Consider the following 15377-nt stretch of genomic DNA (forward strand, 5'->3'; position numbering starts at 1 on the left):
GAAAGCGAACCGCCTTACTTCCACAGGCCGATCTTTTCCAGTTCCTGCTTGAAGTTCTCACGGGTGATCAGCGTCACTTCATCCATGGCTGTGTACTTCGGTGGTTCGGTGCCCTTGGTCACCCACTCGTACATCATCTCCGCCGTTTTGCGGCCTTCGATATGCGGGCTTGGCAGCATCGAGCCGAAGAAGCCGCTGTTGGCTTTCTTCAATTCGCCGATGGCGTCGGTGCCGTTGATGCCGATGCCGATCACGTTGGCGGCGGCAAAGCCGGCACTTTCAGTGGCGCGCACGCCGCCGAGCACGGTGTTGTCGTTCATGCCACCGATGATCAGGTTTTTCGCGCCGCGCGGCAGTTTGACCAGGGCCGAGTTGACGGAGTCCATGCTGCCGGGGACGTCGAGGGTTTTCAGCGGGGCGGTGAGGATGTGATCTTTAGGAATGCCAGCCTCTTCCAGGGACTTGATCGAACCGTCGGTGCGCTTCTTGCCGGTATCGAGTTCATTGAAGGTGCTGACCACCGCGTAGGTCTCCTTCCAGTCCCAGCCACGCTTCTTCGCTTCGGCGGCCATGGCGGCGCCTTGCTTCTGGCCCACTTCGAAGGCGGCCATGCCCAGGTACGGCACGTCTTCCATGAAGTTGCCCTTGGCATCGACGAAACGGTCGTCCACCGCCATGACCTTCATGCCGTTGAGCTTGGCCTTGGCGACGATGGCCGGGCCGAGGGACACATCCGGCGGGCAGATCACGAAGCCCTTGGCGCCGTTGGCGGCCAGGCTGTCGATGGCCGAGAGGGTTTTCTCGCCATCGGGCACGGCGATCTTGATCAGTTCGAAACCCTTGTCCTTGGCGGCTTTTTCGGCAAAGGCCCATTCGGTCTGGAACCACGGCTCCTCGGCCTGTTTGACCAGGAAACCGATTTTCACTTCTTCGGCGGATACCAGGGTGGTGAGGCTGCTGAGGGCAACAGCGGCAGCGAGAACGCGTAGAGCTTTTTTCATGAATGGCACCTCTTGTTGTTATTGGAGAGTGACAAGTTCTAGTCGTGGTACATCACCGACCGCCCGCCATCGATCATCAGGCAGGTGGCATTGATAAAGGGCGCTTCGTCGGTCGCCAGAAACAACGCGGTCATCGCCACCTCCACCGGCTGGCCGATACGCTTGGGCGGGTGCAGGTCGAAGGCGCGCTGACGCTCGGCGTGGGGGTCGGCGAAACCGTTCCAGTAGTCGACGTTGAGCTGGGTTTCGATATAGCCCGGCGCGATGGCATTCACCCGAATGCCCTTGGACGCATATTCGATGCCGAGGGCGCGAGTAAGCCCCAGCAGGCCGTGCTTGGCCACCGGGTACGGGAAGCAGCCGGGAATGATGTGGCTGGAATGGGTGGAAGCGATGTTGATGATGTTGCCGATGCCCTGCTCGATCATGTGCGGAAGTACCGTACGGCAGCCGAACCAGGCGCCGTCGAGGTCGATGGCGAAACAGCGGCGCCAGTCTTCATCGGTCATTTCCAGCGGGTCGCGGAACACATTGACGCCGGCGCAGTTGACCAGCACATCCACGCGACCGTAGCGCTCGATGGCGGTATTGACCAGCGCCTGCCACTGCGCCTTGGAGGTGATGTCGACGGCTTGCGCGTAAATGTCGGCGCTACGTTCGCGCCAATGGGCGGCAACGCGCTCGACCTTTTCACCCTGGATATCGGCGATGACCAGGCGCGCCTGCTGGGCCTGGAAACACGCGACGATCGCCTCGCCAATACCTTGGGCGGCGCCGGTGATGATCACCACCTTGCCTTTGAGCCGCTCGCCGTAAGTGGGCTCGGGCACGGCGGGGAGTGACAGAGGGTGTGCCTGCATCGCGTCACCTGTTTTATTTTTGGTAGTGAGTGCTGATGCCGCCGACTATAAACCCAGATTCAGAAACATCTCAATATATAAATTTGCATCCCATATATTGATACAAGACAAAAATAATGTGGGAGCGATCTTGCTCGCTCCCACACTTGGATCTTCAGGGTTTCAGCAGCGTGGCATCAGCCCAAGGCAAAGTCGCGCAATGCATCCCCTTCCATGCGGTAGCGCACCCACTCTTCCTGCGGTTGCGCACCAATGGACTTGTAGAAGGCAATTGCCGGCTCGTTCCAGTCCAGCACGCTCCACTCGAACCGCCCGCAACCGTTATCGAAGGCAATCCTGGCCAAGTGGCGCAGCAACTTCTTGCCCGCCCCGCCGCCGCGTTGTTCGGGGTTGATGTAGAGGTCTTCGAGGTACAGGCAGTTGCTGCCCAGCCACGTGGAATAGCTGAAAAAGAACACCGCAAACCCGATCGGCAAGCCGTCGCGCAAGCAGATCAGGCCATGGGCGGTGGCGCCTTCGCTGAACAGGCTGCGTTCAATGTCCACCACGCTGGCGATCACTTCATGCCGAGCCTTCTCGTACTCGGCAAGTTCGGTGATAAACGTCAGGATCTGCGCAGCATCGCTGGGCACGGCGGGGCGAATCTCGATGGTCATGGGCGAGCCTTGGCAATTTCAAAGCACACATACTAAGGCGCTTTCGTGACTGATTGCAGTGCAATTTAAGGCGCTGGTGGTCAACCAGGTACTGGCTGGGACTACGTCCCAGGCGCTGCTGTTGTTCAGCCTGGTGTGGCGACGGGCCGCGTCACACAAAATCTTACAGGTGCGCTGATACCGTTCGTCGCCACCCAGGCACCAACGCAAAACGGGGGCTGACCAATACAGGGTAAGGACAATAATCCTAAGGAGACACCCTCATGAAAAACACCCAGTTTGCTGCCCTCGCCCTCACCGGCCTGCTGTCCGCCGCGTCGCTGAGCGCCTTTGCCGCCAGCTCGACCACCGGCCCGACCGATCCCACGCCGGATGCCACCACCGAGTCGCAAAAATCCATGGGCACCGGCCTGGATACCAATGGCGGCGCCGTCATCGACAACACTAACGGCGCAGACCCGCGCACCCAGGGCCATGACACACAGCGCCAGGCACCGGCCGCCGTCGGCAACGGCAAGATGGGCCCGTCGGTCAATGAGCCGAAGATCAATAAGGGCGACGATTCGAATCTGCCAGGCGCGCCCAAGCAATCCACGCCTTAACGCTTCGAACGCAAGACGAACAGCCGATCATTTCCCAGTGAAGAGGTACGCATGAACGTCGATAGAAACCTTGAAAAAGAAGTCCTCACCCGCCTGCTGCATGCTCACCCGCAAGGCTTGGGCAAGGAGGTACTGGACAACTACCGCGGAGAAAAAGAGGTGGCCAGTGTCTTGGCTTTCCTGCAAGACCGCGGGTTGATCAAGGATGGTCATGTGACCACCGACGACGCCGGAGAGTATTCGTTGAACCTGCCGATCAAGCTGACCGCGTCTGGCGTAGATGAGGCGCGCAAGCTCGACGGCGAACGCCCTCAGTAATCCATTTTGCCTGGTCTGGCCCTGATACCGGGGGCCAGAAGGAGTATCGCGATGCCTCGTGGAAGCAAAGCCAAATACACCACCGAACAGAAGCGCAAGGCGGCGCATATCGAAGACAGTTATGAGCACAAAGGCGTGCCCAAGGCAGAAGCCGAGGCCCGCGCCTGGGCCACCGTGAACAAGCAGTCGGGCGGTGGCGAAAAAGCCGGAGGTTCGGGCCGGCGCAAGGCGCCGGCGAAGAAGACTCAGGATCAAAGCGAGTCAGCCAAACGGGCGGCGGCCAGCCGCGAAGGTCACCCGCGCAGCAGCCGTGCTTCGCTGGGGACTCAGACCAAGGCAAGCCTCATGAAAGAAGCGCGGGCCAAGGATATTCCAGGGCGCTCGACAATGCGCAAGGATGAGCTGATCGAGGCACTGAAAAAGGCAGGCTGACCTGGCTCTCCAGACACCACAAAATCAATGCAGGAGCTGGCTTGCCTGCGATAGCGGTGTATCAGCCAATACTTTAGTCGCTGACCCACCGCTATCGCAGGCAAGCCGGCTGCCACATTTTTGTGTGTGTCTAATGAGCAACCAATGAGTCGACTTCGGCAGTGCCGGGAGAGGTCGCCGGCCCCCAGCGCGTCACCGCCAATGCTGCCGCCGCATTCGCCCGGCGTGCCGCTTCAGCGGGTTTCAAGCCCTTGGCCAACCCGGCAATAAACACCCCGGCATGCGCATCGCCCGCGCCATTGCTGTCCACGGCCTGCACCTTGAAGCCTGGCACGTGCTCAATGTCATGCCCCCGCCCGACCCAGCAACCGTTCGGCCCATCGCGCACCACCAACAACGTGTTGGCGGGCAGATGCCGGTTGAGAGCGGGCAGCGCAGCGGCAATGCCCGCCGCGCCGGTAAATGCCAATGCCTCAGGACCGTTGCTGGTCCAGATGTCGATACGCGGCAACAACTCGCGCATCAAGGGCGAGTCCGGCGCCTTGACCAGCGGGCCTGGGTCGAACACCACGGTGATGTTGCGTGGCAATGCCAGCAGCCAGTCGATCAGTTGCCGGGCTTTGCCCTCCATGAGCAAGCTGTAGCCGCTGACATACACATAGTCACCCTGGTTCGGCGCGACGTTGGCCAGGTCCTCGGCACTCAGCTCGCCTTCGGCACCGAGATGGGAAATGAAGGTGCGTTCAGTGCTGGCCTCGGTCAGTGACACACACAAACCGGTGTCCTTGTTGCTACTGGCCGCCAGGGCCATCTCAATCCCCTCGGCCTGCATCGCCGCCCGCGCCAGATCGCCGAAGCGACCGGTGCCGTGACGCCCGAGATACACCACCGACATACCGTTACGCCGTGCCGCCGCCATCACATTAAACCCGCCGCCGGCTTCGAAGTTGGCCGAGTGCGCCAGCACGTCGCCGCCAGTGGCAGGCAAGGTATCGAGGGCCATGACCAGGTCGATGATGACCTGGCCGGTATGCAGCAATCTAGACATTGTGACGCTCTACCAACGCCGGACGACGGTCGGCCGCGCCGCCCAGTACCGCATACAGCCCGCCGGCCACCAGGAAAGTGACGATCCAGCCCAGGCCGTTATGGCCCAACCAGGAGTCGGACAACGGCCCGGCAAACCAGATGTTCTCGGCGGTGGTGCCGATGGTGGTGAAGCTGAAGCCCAGCACAATGGCCACGGCCCAGGCGCCGAAGGCACGCCATTCCACCCCGCCGCGATACCAGTAGGCGCTGCTCGGGCTGACGTCGAGCAGGTCCTTGGCGCTGTAGTGGTGGCGGTGGATCAGATCGACCACGAAGATGCCCACCCACGCGGTGATCGGCACTGCCAGCAACGAGATAAAGGTGATGAACGGGCCGTAGAAACTGTCGGCGATCAGCATGAAGTAAATCGAACCGGCAAAGATCGCCACGATGTCGACGATCACCGCGTGCACACGCTTGACCTTCAAGCCGAGGGTCAGCGTGGTGAGGCCCGCCGAATACACCGACAGGTTGTTGGACAGCAGCAACCCGCCAAACGCGGTGATCAGGTACGGTACGGCCATCCAGGTCGGCAGCATGTCGCGGATCGCGATGATCGGGTCGGTGGCCGAAGCCAGGTCGTTATTGCCCACCGACAGCAGGCCGCCGAGGGTGATCAGCAGCACCAGCGGAATACCCGCGCCAAATGCGGCGGACGCCACCAAACGCACAGCCTTGACGCTGCGGTGCTGGTAGCGCGACATGTCGGCGCCGGCATTGGCCCAGCCGATACCGGTACCAGCGGCCATGGTGCCGACGCCGATGATCATCGCGCTCAGCGGCGCGGGAGTGGCATTGAACACAGCGCTCCAGTCGATGGTGGCGCAGAGGAAGCCGCCCACCAGGATATTCAACGCACCGAACACATAGGTGGCCCACTTCTGGATCACCAGCAAGGTGGCGTGCCCCAGGCCCGACACGGCCAGGGTCAGCAGCACGAAAATACCGATGAACAGCAGGGTCAGCAGCGGTGCGCTTTTTGCCTCGACAGGCGAATGGAACAGGATCGAACACAACGACAGCAACACGAAGGCGGCAGTGGTGGTGTTGACGGTTTCCCAGCCCAGGCGCGACATCAGCGACACCAGCGTCGGGCCGATATTGCCGCGCACGCCGAAGATCGCGCGGGACAACGTCAGGCTGGGCGCCCGGCCACGACGACCGGCGATGGAGATGATGCCCACCACCGCGAAAGAGCCGGCGGCGCCGAGGACCGCCACGATCACGGCCTGCCAGATCGCCAGGCCACGGAACGCCACCAGCGTGGCGCCGAGTGGCAAGCCGAGGATGCTGATATTGGCCGCGAACCAGACCCAGAACAGTTGCAGCGGATGGCCGTTGCACTCACCTTCCGGGACCGGTTCGATGCCGCGTGTTTCCAATTGCCCGGCGCTTTGGCCGGAAGAAGTGCTGCTCATGAAAGTTGCTCCTGGTGCCGGTATTGTTGTGGTTGTGGCAGATAGTCAACGCGGTCAATGTGGGTGCTTGCCTGCTCCCACATTTTGAACGACGGCGCTTAGCGCATAGCGAGCAACCCTTGGACCAGCGGCTGCAGATTCAGGCCATTAACCTGTTTGACCTGTTCGATCATAGCCGCAGGCCAGCACTGCATGCCCAGGCACGCCCCCAGCATCGCGCCCAGCATCGCGGCGATGGTGTCGGTATCGCCGCCCAGGCTGGCGGCCACGCACAGGGCTTCGAACGCGTTCATGTCCCCGACCGCGACTTGCTGGGCGAGGGCAAACGACACCACCACCGACTCCTGGGAGGCGACGGAGGTGCCGATCAATTCGTACAGCAGGTCAGCGAACAAGGCCTTGTCGCCACTGCCGACGCTCAAGGTACGCGCCCAACTGATGCGCGTGGAGAGGCGCCCACCGGCAACCCAATGGCCATGACGTTCGGCCTGCTGGGCGACCTGGGTGCCGATATTGAGGGCTTCGCCCAGATCGACACCGTTGATACCCGCAGACACCACCGCCGCCACCGCCGCCGCGCTGGAGATGCCCAAGGTGGTGTTGTGGGTGACCTGGCAGGCCTGGATCACCGCCTGGATAAACGGTGCCGTGTCGCGCACATCGGCGGCAATTCCCACCGGGGTGATGCGCATCGCGGCGCCATTGGTGGTGCCGTAGCGCCCGGACTCTTCCGGGGTGTGGCCGGCGAGGATCATGTCGATCGCGCGTTTGGTCGAAGGGCCCAGCAAATCCTGAGAGCCCTTGGCGCGCATCACCGCTTCCCAGTCGATCAGGCGTTGGGCGAGTACGGAGGGTTCGATCTTGCCTTGGCCTTCCACCAGCAACTCGCCGACCAGGATTGCCTGTTCGGTGTCATCGGTAATGGAACCGGCGGGCATATTCGGGGCGATGGGCTGGTCGGCGTCGGCAGCCTGCAACTCGGTGATGGCACCGAAGCGCTGTTGCACTTGCTCACGGCTCAAGGACTGGGTGGGCATGCCCAGTGCATCGCCCAGGGCCAGGCCATAGAAGGCGCCGAGGGCACGGGTATGCGGGGTCATTTCGACGATCCAAACTGCAGGTGCAGACGAAAGTGCAGCGGGTCGAGCAAACTTTCGACGTACTCCATGAAGCGCCCGCGACGGTCGTAGGTGGTGCGTGAAGCCTTGAGAAACACGCTGCCCGCCGGGCGGCCAAGCAGCTCGGCGTCTTCATCGCTCAAGGGCTCGGCGCCGATCCACTGGTCACCCTCGGCACCGATGTAGCCGTAGGCCGCCAGGGTGATGGTCAGGGAATCATCGATCAGTCCAACCCGAGGCAGGCTTTCCAGGCCGCCGGACGCCGGCATCAGCGAACGCTCCAGGGAAACTGCGGTGCCATCGGTGGTACGCCGACGGCGGTCGAGGGCGATAAATTGGTCGGTGCCGAAACGGCTGAACAGATCGGCGCGCGTCGCGGCTTCAAGGCGCAGGATATCGGTGGTCACCAGGGCACCGGTGTCCGCCAAGGCCTGGGCCCAACCGCTGTTTTGATCGAGCACGATACCGTCAAACGTGACGATGGAGCCGACGCCGCTTTGGGTGGCAATGTAATTGCGCCTTTTGAGCTCGGCGAGGGCTTCACGCAGGGTGCCGCGACTGACCGCAAACTCTTCGGCCAATTGATGCTCGCCCGGCAGCAGGAAACCGTCGGCTATCAGCCCACCCTCGATACGGCGGATGAGTTCGTCAACGACGCGTTTTTTCTTATCAAATCGGACATGTTTAATCATGTACAAAGTGATAACCGAAAGCGGCCGTTTGCAGCAAGCGAATTATTTCAGGGAGATAAAAAACCCGGCCTCAGGGCTCCAGGCCGATACGGAAAAACGTCCCGCCGCTCCATACGCCCAGCCAGTTCTGACCGTTGATCGGACGACTCACCGCCAACGCCACCAATTGGTAGAACACGTTGCGGTGCACCAGGGCTTCGAGGTTGGTGCGCACCCGCAGATAGGGAGACGGTTCCTGGGTGACGGGATCGATCACGACCCGCAGTGGGTGCTCGATATCGGCTTCGATTTGCTCGTCGACGTTGGTGGTAAAGCGCAGCACCTGGCTTTGGCCCTGGCCTTCGACGTCGAGCATCACCGCCACAAAGGGCGCATCATCGACGCGAATGCCGACTTTTTCCACTGGAGTCACCAGGAAGTAATCATCGCCATCGCGGCGAAGGATATTGGAGAACAACTTGACCATCGGTTTACGCCCGATCGGCGTGCCCTGGTAAAACCAGGTGCCGTCGCGGGCGATGCGCATGTCAATGTTGCCGCAGAAATCCGGATTCCACAGGTGCACCGGCGCCGGCCCCTTGCCTTTGGGCAACTGAGCCAACAGGTCATTGGCCTTGGCGGAATCACTCATGGGGTTCTCCTTATTTACGTGCAGGCCTTACTGGTCACTCATGCCCAGCAGGCCGCGAGCATATTGCGCCAGCGGGCGGGCGATCAGGTCTTCCGGCTTGTTGTCGTGGAACGTCAGTAAACCGCCACGACTGCGAATGCGTGCAGTATCAATCAAATACTGGGTGCTGGTCTCGATCAACATGACCTGGATCACGCCGCTGTCCAGGCCAACCCGGTCCAGCGCCTGCTGATCGGTCCATTCATCCGCGTTGCCGATACGGTCATCTGCCTTGGCAAAGCGGCAGTACAACAGGTAGTGGGCACCCGCCGCGCGGGCTTCGGCCATGGCTTGCTCCAGGCCTTCGGGCTGACGAGCGCGACGCACCATGGGGAAATACTCGACGAACCCGTTGAAGGCTTCTTCGGCCACCACGTTCGGTCGCGGGTACGCGCTGCCCGGCGGCACGAAGGCGCCTTGGGCGATAAAGATAAAGGAGTCCGGCTGCACACGAATCGAGGCTGTGCGGTGGGTATCGCTATGGTCGAGCAACCCGGCGTCGCTCATCTGATAGCGGGTGCCTTCGGCTATATCGCTGACGGTCATGCAGCCACCCAGCGTCAATGACGCCAGCAACAAAACCAGACTACGCATCCTAATCCTCCAGAAGCCGGTGACGGAAAACCGGCGAATGGGCACGAGATGCAGAATCCGCGCCATTCAACACCGCCGCCACCACATTGGAGCGAGCGCGTCTCAGCCGCCGATGATCTTCATGATCGTCGCACCGCCGGAGAATGCCACCTCCTGCTTATCACCCAGGGCCTTCACCAGCAGGCCCTGCAGGGCCGGCAGCGCCTGGTGGCGAGGTTTGTCCAGCAGGTCGCCGACATAGTGGCGATTGCTCGACGACAGGCAGCCATGCAGCCACCCGGTGGACGACAGCCGCAGCCGCGAACAGGTGCGGCAGAACGGCACGCTTTCGTTGGCGATCACGCCAAAGAAGCCTTTGCCCGGCACTTCGTAGCGCACCGCCGTGGCATCCACGGGCGCATTGGCCTGCAGGTATTCGTGGTGCTCGCCGATCAGGCTGAGCAGTTGCTGCAGGCTGACGAATTGCTGCAGGAACGCATTGGAATCCTTGGCCAGGTGGCCCATGCGCATCAACTCGATAAAACGCAGCTCGTAGCCCCGCTCCAGGCAGTAGTCGAGCAGCGGCATCACCTGGTCGAGGTTCTGGCCGCGCAACGGCACCATGTTGACCTTGATCTTGATCCCGGCGGCGCGGGCCTGGTCCATGCCATCGAGCACGGTGGCCAGGTCGCCGCCACGGGCGATGCTGCGGAAGGCATCGGCGTCGAGCGTGTCGAGGGAGACATTGATGCGCCGAATCCCCGCGTCCACCAGCAGCGGCAGTTTGCGCGCCAGCAGTTGGCCATTGGTGGTCAGGCTGATATCACTGAGCCCCATCTGCCCCACAGCGCCCATGAAGGCCTCCAGCTTGGGGCTGACCAGCGGCTCGCCGCCGGTGATGCGCAGGCGTTCGATGCCAGCGGCCTCGATCAGGTAGGCCACGCCACGAGCCATGGCCTCGGCAGAGAGTTCGTCCTGGGCAGCCACCAGCCGCTTGCCGTTGGGCACGCAGTAGGTACACGCGTAATTACAGGCTGAGGTCAGGCTGATCCGCAAATTGCGAAAACGCCTGCCTTGACGATCAACGATCATGGATCACTCCGGCAGAGGATGATTCGGGCGCGCTAAAAACTGACTTATAACTCAGCTTTTAGCAAGATCCTTGCCTGAGTATATTCCTGGGGTACTACGCCTGGCAGTAAATGATTACGTGGCAGGCGTGCCGGCGGGCGCGGCGTCAACGGCTGGCGGCTCGGTGCTGTGCTTGCGTTTGTTGCCCATGCGCACGCCAATGTCCATCAGGAACTGGAAGAACCCTTCCTGGTCTTCCAGCACATTGCTCCAGAATGGCGAGTGGTACAGCGCCACAGCGCCATGCACCAAGGCCCAGGCGGCGCAGTAGTGGAAATATGGCGGCACGTCTTCGAGCTTGCCTTCGCTGATACGGCCCTTGATCAACAGGGTCAGGCGTTCGAAGTTCGAGGCACGGATCTTGTGCAGCTCCTCGACCATTTCCGGTACCTGATGGCCCTTGACCACCTTCTCTTCGAGGCGGTCGAACAGGCGGTAGCGCTGAGGGTCACGCATGCGGAACTCGAAATAAGCACGGGACAAGGCTTCCTTGTCTTTGTCGACATCCGCCGAATGCAGCAGCTCGTTCAGGTCACGCTCGTAGTCGAGCATCAGGCGCAGGTAGATCTCGGCCTTGGACTTGAAGTGCTTGTAGATCGTGCCTTTGCCGATACCCACGGCGTCCGCGATCATCTCAACGGTGACGCTGTCTTCGCCTTGTTCGAGAAACAACTTGAGCGCGGTGTCGAGAATTTCCTGCTCACGGCGGCGGAATTCACGGACCTTACGGGGTTCTTTATGCATGAGAAAGAGGTCTGCAGAGGTCGGAATAGGGAGGGTTGCGCAGGGCCACGGATACGTGGCGATACGATTTACCCAGTGCGAGGGATTATCCCGACTGAATGGTCGTTGGGCAACGCCTATGTGACCCCACCCGGCACTTTACTTTCAATGCGCCAACGTTTTGATCAAAATCAGTCAGAAACAATACACCGCCTGGACACCCGTGCACCTGCGCACTGAGAACTCAAGCGAAGCGCGTGTATTCCAAATCTGTTTAAAAACCGATCAACCGCGACTGGACTGAATCAGATACTGATCAATACTTGAACTGTCGGCGTGACATCTCCCCCAAGTGAAGCGCCGATCTGGGTGCCGACGGACTGAGTGCCCTTGTTTTACTCCTAATGGTCTTAACCCGGATTCCCCCCCAGAAGCCGGGTTTTTTTTGCCTGCGATTTGGCCGCCGCCTTACGAAGCGACGTGGGCCTGCGGGAACAGACGCTTGAAGTTGTCGGTGGTCTGCTCGGCAAAACGTTCGTAGGATTCACCGCGCAGCATCGCCAGGTAATCGGCCACGTCACGCACGTACTCCGGCAGGTTCGGTTTGCCACGATGGGGGATCGGTGCCAGGTACGGCGAGTCGGTTTCCACCAACAGGCGATCCGCGGGCACTTGCCGCGCCACATCACGCAGGGCATCGGCATTGCGGAAGGTGACGATACCCGACAAGGAAATATAGAAACCCAGGTCGAGCGCAGCCTTGGCCATGTCCCAGTCTTCGGTGAAGCAATGCAACACGCCCGCCTGGGGCAACGCGGCTTCGCGCAACAGGCTGAGCGTATCGGCACGGGCGCCACGGGTGTGGACGATCACCGGCTTGCCGGTCTGCCGGGCGGCTTGCAGGTGCAAACGGAACGATGCCTGCTGCAACTCGGCGGCTTCGGGTTCGTAGTGGTAATCCAGGCCGGTCTCGCCAATGGCCACCACGCGTGGGTGATTGAGCTCGCCCAGCAGCCAGTCGAGCGCGGGCGCCTCTCCAGGCTTGAGGTCCAGCGGGTGGATACCCACCGAACAATCCACATCGGCGTAGCGATCGGCAAGCGCTTTGACGTCGGCGGCGTTTTCAGCGCTGACGCCGATGCACAGGAAGTGCCCTACCCCACGCTGACGGGCCGCTTGCAGCGCGGCGTCGAGGGAACCGCCATGCTGGGCGAGGTCGAGGCGATCAAGGTGGCAATGCGAATCTACGAGCATAGGAAGTTACAACTTAAATCACGAAAAGGGTCTGGCCAACGATACACCCGTCGGCCACTGAAATTAACGGCGGCCGAGCAGGCCTACCCATTGCACCAGCAGCGCTTCAAGCAACAGCACGCGGTTGAGGTTGGCCTTGCCGAGCACCTTCTGGCGTTGGGCGAGGATCCAGTCCTGGATATTCAACACCTTGTCCTGGGCACTTTTCTGCGCGAGATACTGCACCACTTTGCGCATATCCGGCAGGCCCAGGCCGTTTTCATCCCCGGTCAACTGGTAGCGCAGGATCAGGCTCGACCAATCGCAGAACCAGTCGAACAGCAGCAACAGCGGAATATCTTTCCAGGCACTTTCGGCCAGTTGTGTCGCGGACAACTCCTGCTTGAGCAGCTTTTTAACCCCATCCACCACAAGCGCCCGTTGCTCACGCACGCCCTGGGCCTGCAGCTTCACTGCCGCCAGCGGCGAACCGGCCGCCAAGGTGAGCAATTCGGCCCGCTCTTCCGCCGAGCACTCCGGCAACGCCAGCCCCAACCACTGCAGGCTCATGGCCTCGCTGGGCAACGGGCAGGCCTGCTGCACGCAACGGCTGCGAATGGTCGGTAACAAGCGGCTGGACTGATGGCTCACAAGCAACAACACGGTATCGCCGGACGGCTCCTCCAGGCTTTTGAGCAAGGCGTTGGCGGCGTTGATGTTCATCGCCTCCACCGGTTCGATCAGCACTACCTTGCGCCCGCCCATCTGCGCGGTCTGCACCACGAAGCTGACAAGGTCACGCACTTGGTCGACCTTGATCGCCTTATCCGCTTCCTCGGGCTCCAGCAGGTAGTTGTCCGGGTGGCTGCCAGCCTTGAGCAACAGGCAGGATTTACACTCGCCACAGGCCTCCAGGTTGACCGGGCGCTGGCACAGCAAGCTGGCCATCAGGCGCTCGGCGAGGGCGCGTTTGCCAATTCCGATCGGGCCGTGCAACAAATAGGCGTGGGCGTGCTGGGCACGACCGGCCAATTGCTGCCAGAGACTGTCCTGCCAGGGGTAGGCTTCAGCCACGGGCGCGCTCCAGCAGCCTGGGCAACAGGGTATCGATGGCGTGCTGCACCTGGGTCAACGGCTGTGCCGCGTCCAGCAGGTGGTAACGCGCCGGCTCCACCTTGGCGCGCGTGAGGAATGCGTTGCGCACCGCATCGAAGAACCCCGGGCCCTCCAACTCGAAACGGTCGAGGCGGCCACGGGCGCTGGCGCGGGCCATGCCGACTTCCACCGGCAGGTCGAACAGCAGCGTCAGGTCCGGGCGCAAATCACCCTGTACGAAGGTTTCCAGAGTGGCGATGCGCTCCAGGGACAAGCCCCGGCCACCGCCCTGGTAGGCGTAGGTGGAATCGGTGAAACGGTCGCAGATCACCACGGCGCCACGGGCCAGGGCCGGGCGGATCACCTCGGCCAGGTGCTGGGCGCGGGCGGCGAACACCAGCAGCAGCTCGGCATCCGGGTTCATCTGCTCTTCGCCTGGGGCCAACAGGACCTCGCGGATGCGCTCGGCCAGAGGCGTGCCGCCCGGCTCACGGGTCAACACCACCTCGATACCCTCGGCACGCAAGCGCTCGGCCAGGTAATCACGGTTGGTGCTTTTGCCGGCGCCTTCCGGGCCTTCCAGGGTAATAAACAAGCCAGTCACAGGCAGTCCTTAGTCAGAGTCATTGCGGGCTTTGCGGCGTAGCGTCCGCCGCCGGCTCGGCCGGTGCGTCGCCCCGCGTATCTGCCGGAGCATCGGCCGGCGGTGCCGTATCTTCTGGCGACTTCACCACCGGTGCCGGGCTGGAACGGTAATCGGCGCGACGCTTGAGCTGGAACTCACGCACGGCGGCATTATGCGCATCCAGGTCATCGGAGAAAATATGGCTGCCGTCACCACGGGCGACAAAATACAGGCTGCTGCCCGGCACCGGGTTCAGCGCCGCATGGATCGCCTCGCGGCCGACCATGGCGATCGGCGTCGGTGGCAGGCCGGCAATCATGTAGGTGTTGTAGGGGTTGGCCTCCTTGAGGTGCGCGCGGGTCAACTTGCCGTTGTAACGCTCACCCAGGCCGTAGATCACCGTGGGGTCGGTCTGCAACGGCATGCCGATTTTCAGGCGACGTACGAACACCCCGGCGATCTGCCCGCGCTCTTGCGGCACACCGGTCTCTTTCTCTACCAGGGAGGCCATGATCAGCGCTTGATAAGGGTCAGTGTACGGCGCATCGGCAGCGCGTTTGCTCCACTCCTGGTCGAGCACGTCATCCAGGCGGTTGTAGGCTTTTTTCAGGAATTCGACATCGGTCATACCGCGCACGAAGCGGTAGGTATCGGGAAAGAACCGCCCCTCGGGGAACACACCCGGGTGGCCGAGCTTGTCCATCACTTCGCTGTCGCTCAGGCCCGAAAGGGTCTGCACGATCTTTTCATGTTTGGCCAGCGCCGAGCGCACCTGGCGGAAATTCCAGCCCTCCACCAGGGTCAGGCTGTACTGCACCACTTCACCGCGCTGCCACAGGCCGATCAAATCTTGGGCTGTCATGCCAGGGGTCATGCGGTATTCACCGCTGTGCAGCGCCTGCCCTTCAAGGTTGAAGCGCCAGTAAAGGCGCAACCAGAAGGCGCCGTCGAGCACGCCGTCGGCTTCCAGGCGATTGAAGGTGCCGGTGGGGGTCGCCCCGGCCGGTACATCGAGCAGCTGCTCCTGGGTCAGGTTCAGCGGCTGCTTCAAGGCAGCCTCATATTTCCAGGCAGAAAAGCCCAACAGCAACGCCGCCGAGAGCACTCCGATCAGCAGCAGTACAACCAGTTTTCGTATCAA

The 15377-nt window shown here is 61.8% G+C and carries 18 protein-coding genes; 3 read left to right on the forward strand and 15 right to left on the reverse strand.

From position 1 onward, the window contains the following. Positions 1-14: 14 nt before the first annotated feature. From AB4O05_RS25490 to AB4O05_RS25500, 3 genes are all read right to left on the reverse strand, one after another. Entirely contained in the window at positions 15-1001 is a 987-nt protein-coding gene (locus AB4O05_RS25490; RefSeq protein ID WP_460134674.1) for a substrate-binding domain-containing protein, read from the reverse strand. A gap of 38 nt (positions 1002-1039) precedes the next feature. Beyond that, the gene (locus AB4O05_RS25495; protein ID WP_460134673.1) at positions 1040-1861 is read right to left on the reverse strand and encodes an SDR family oxidoreductase; all 822 of its coding nucleotides are present in this window, start codon (positions 1859-1861) and stop codon (positions 1040-1042) included. Between the two features lie 176 nt (positions 1862-2037). Next, a complete protein-coding gene (locus AB4O05_RS25500; RefSeq protein WP_460134672.1) occupies positions 2038-2517 on the reverse strand; it encodes an N-acetyltransferase family protein in 480 nt (159 codons plus the stop codon). 263 nt (positions 2518-2780) lie between these two features. Between AB4O05_RS25500 and AB4O05_RS25505 the strand changes: the two genes are divergently transcribed. The 3 genes from AB4O05_RS25505 to AB4O05_RS25515 are packed head-to-tail and all read left to right on the forward strand — an operon-like array spanning position 2781 to position 3869. Beyond that, positions 2781-3119, forward strand: a complete 339-nt coding sequence (locus tag AB4O05_RS25505; RefSeq protein ID WP_460134671.1) for a hypothetical protein — start codon at positions 2781-2783, stop codon at positions 3117-3119. 51 nt (positions 3120-3170) lie between these two features. Beyond that, on the forward strand, positions 3171-3437 hold the full coding sequence (locus AB4O05_RS25510; RefSeq protein ID WP_460134670.1) for a hypothetical protein: 267 nt from the start codon (positions 3171-3173) through the stop codon (positions 3435-3437). Positions 3438-3488: 51 nt separating this feature from the next. Beyond that, on the forward strand, positions 3489-3869 hold the full coding sequence (locus AB4O05_RS25515; RefSeq protein WP_460134669.1) for a Rho termination factor N-terminal domain-containing protein: 381 nt from the start codon (positions 3489-3491) through the stop codon (positions 3867-3869). A 130-nt stretch (positions 3870-3999) separates the two neighbouring features. Here AB4O05_RS25515 and AB4O05_RS25520 read toward each other — a convergent pair whose 3' ends face one another. The 12 genes from AB4O05_RS25520 to mltG form a co-directional block, all read right to left on the reverse strand. Then, positions 4000-4917, reverse strand: coding sequence for a PfkB family carbohydrate kinase (locus AB4O05_RS25520; RefSeq protein ID WP_460134668.1), 918 nt, complete (start codon positions 4915-4917; stop codon positions 4000-4002). Beyond that, complete coding sequence (locus AB4O05_RS25525) at positions 4910-6376, reverse strand: purine-cytosine permease family protein (protein ID WP_460134666.1); 1467 nt, start codon at positions 6374-6376, stop codon at positions 4910-4912. Before AB4O05_RS25525 ends, AB4O05_RS25520 begins: the two co-directional genes overlap by 8 nt. 98 nt (positions 6377-6474) lie before the next feature. Beyond that, positions 6475-7476 (reverse strand): ADP-ribosylglycohydrolase family protein, encoded by a 1002-nt coding sequence (locus AB4O05_RS25530; RefSeq protein WP_460134665.1) that lies wholly within the window; start codon positions 7474-7476, stop codon positions 6475-6477. Beyond that, on the reverse strand, positions 7473-8186 hold the full coding sequence (locus tag AB4O05_RS25535) for a GntR family transcriptional regulator (protein ID WP_460134664.1): 714 nt from the start codon (positions 8184-8186) through the stop codon (positions 7473-7475). Before AB4O05_RS25535 ends, AB4O05_RS25530 begins: the two co-directional genes overlap by 4 nt. Positions 8187-8256: 70 nt before the next feature. After that, positions 8257-8817 carry a DUF1285 domain-containing protein gene (locus AB4O05_RS25540; RefSeq protein WP_460134663.1) on the reverse strand — a complete coding sequence of 187 codons (561 nt, stop codon included), beginning with the start codon at positions 8815-8817 and terminating at the stop codon, positions 8257-8259. Between the two features lie 27 nt (positions 8818-8844). Beyond that, positions 8845-9450 (reverse strand): DUF4823 domain-containing protein, encoded by a 606-nt coding sequence (locus AB4O05_RS25545; protein WP_460134662.1) that lies wholly within the window; start codon positions 9448-9450, stop codon positions 8845-8847. Positions 9451-9552: 102 nt separating this feature from the next. Next, a complete protein-coding gene (locus AB4O05_RS25550; protein WP_460134661.1) occupies positions 9553-10521 on the reverse strand; it encodes a GTP 3',8-cyclase MoaA in 969 nt (322 codons plus the stop codon). Between the two features lie 114 nt (positions 10522-10635). Further along, entirely contained in the window at positions 10636-11304 is a 669-nt protein-coding gene (locus tag AB4O05_RS25555) for a TetR/AcrR family transcriptional regulator (RefSeq protein ID WP_460134660.1), read from the reverse strand. A gap of 447 nt (positions 11305-11751) precedes the next feature. Beyond that, positions 11752-12537, reverse strand: a complete 786-nt coding sequence (locus AB4O05_RS25560; RefSeq protein ID WP_460134659.1) for a TatD family hydrolase — start codon at positions 12535-12537, stop codon at positions 11752-11754. 63 nt (positions 12538-12600) lie between these two features. Continuing rightward, positions 12601-13590, reverse strand: coding sequence for a DNA polymerase III subunit delta' (locus tag AB4O05_RS25565; RefSeq protein ID WP_460134658.1), 990 nt, complete (start codon positions 13588-13590; stop codon positions 12601-12603). Continuing rightward, positions 13583-14215, reverse strand: coding sequence for a dTMP kinase (gene tmk, locus AB4O05_RS25570; protein WP_460134657.1), 633 nt, complete (start codon positions 14213-14215; stop codon positions 13583-13585). The genes AB4O05_RS25565 and tmk overlap by 8 nt, the downstream gene beginning before the upstream one ends. Positions 14216-14234: 19 nt before the next feature. Then, positions 14235-15377 carry an endolytic transglycosylase MltG gene (gene mltG, locus AB4O05_RS25575; RefSeq protein ID WP_460134656.1) on the reverse strand — a complete coding sequence of 381 codons (1143 nt, stop codon included), beginning with the start codon at positions 15375-15377 and terminating at the stop codon, positions 14235-14237.

This window comes from Pseudomonas sp. S1_G07, assembly GCF_054668565.1.